The sequence below is a fragment of the Micrococcus sp. MS-ASIII-49 genome (assembly GCF_000946635.1).
Taxonomy (GTDB): Bacteria; Actinomycetota; Actinomycetes; order Actinomycetales; family Micrococcaceae; genus Micrococcus; species Micrococcus luteus.
Map to the genome: position 1 here is coordinate 1 of NZ_JXSP01000154.1, position 1,421 is coordinate 1,421.

2 protein-coding genes are annotated in these 1,421 nt (G+C 72.7%); both read right to left on the minus strand.

Annotation, left to right across the window (positions count from 1 at the left end):
* Positions 1–543, minus strand: a 543-nt coding sequence (gene ruvC, locus SJ20_RS10160) for a crossover junction endodeoxyribonuclease RuvC (RefSeq protein ID WP_052833460.1), incomplete at its 3' end; no start/stop codon positions are given.
* Positions 544–590: 47 nt separating this feature from the next.
* Entirely contained in the window at positions 591–1,352 is a 762-nt protein-coding gene (locus tag SJ20_RS10165) for a YebC/PmpR family DNA-binding transcriptional regulator (protein ID WP_036317934.1), read from the minus strand.
* Between the last annotated feature and the right edge of the window lie 69 nt (positions 1,353–1,421).

Here is a 1,421-nt window from a genome sequence, read left to right on the forward strand (position 1 = left end):
TCGTCGATGCACACGAGGGTGTAGCCCCGCCCGGGAGGCGAGGTCCGCGGTGTCGAGGCCGGTCTGGCCGGCGGCCGCGCCGAGGGCGGTGCCGCGCCAGCCGTGGGCGATGGCCAAGGCGAGGGCGTCGGCCGCGTCGGCCGGGCGCGGCGGGGCGTCGAGGCGGAGGATCCGGGTGACCATCGTGGTGACCTGCTCCTTGCCCGCATCGCCGTGTCCGGTGACGGCGGCCTTGACCTCGGAGGGGGTGTGCAGGCCCACGGGGACGCCGGCGCGCGCGGCCGCGGCGATCGCCACGCCCGCGGCCTGGGCCGTGCCCAGCACGGTCGGCGTGTTCGTGTTCGCGAACATGCGCTCGACGGCGGCGCGATCGGGCCGGTGCGCGGCGAGGACCGCGGAGACGGCCTCGTCGATGCGCAGGAGGCGCTGGTCCAGGGGGGCGGTGGGCGGGGTGCCCGTGACCTCGACGTGGACGAGCGCGGCCCGCCGTCGCGCGTCCACGTCCACCACGGCGATCCCGCAGCGGGTGAGCCCCGGGTCCACCCCGAGGATCCGGACGACGTCGGCGGGCCGGCGCGCGCTCAGCGCGATCAGTCCTCGTCGAGCTCGGCGAGGACCTCGGGGGCGATGTCCACGTTCGAGAAGACGTTCTGGACGTCGTCGAGGTCCTCGAGGGCATCGGCCAGCTTGAGGAAGGTGCGGGCGCCCGACGCGTCCAGGTCCACCTTCATGGTGGGGACGAACTCGAGCTCGTCGGACTCGTACTCCACGCCCGCCTCGTCGAGGGCCTTGGCCACGGACTGCAGGTCGGAGGGGTCCGAGAGGATCTCGAAGGAGTCGCCGGAGACGACGACCTCCTCGGCGTCGGCGCCGCCCTCGAGCACGGCCTCGAGCAGGCCGTCCTCGGTGTTGCCCTCGGCGGGCAGGCGCACGAGGCCCTTGCGCTCGAAGAGGAAGGAGACGGAGCCGGAGTCGGCCATGGTGCCGCCGTTGCGGGTGACGGCCGCGCGCACGTCCGCGGCGGCGCGGTTCTTGTTGTCGGTCAGGCACTCGACCAGCAGCGCCGAGCCCTGGGGGCCGCGGACCTCGTACATGATCTCGGCGTAGTCGATGACCTCGCCGGTGAGGCCGGCGCCGCGCTTGACGGCGCGGTCGATGTTGTCGTTGGGCACCGAGGCCTTCTTGGCCTTGGACACGGCCAGGTCGAGGGCGGGGTTGCCGGCGACGTCGGGTCCGCCGGCACGTGCCGCGACCTCGATGTTCTTGATGTACTTCGCGAACGCCTTGGCGCGCCGCGCGTCGATGACGGCCTTCTTGTGCTTGGTGGTCGCCCACTTGGAATGTCCTGCCATCACGCCTCCTCAGGTCTGGATCTCGTCTGCTGGCTCGACCGCCCAGTCTAGCTGTAAGAGGTCATGACG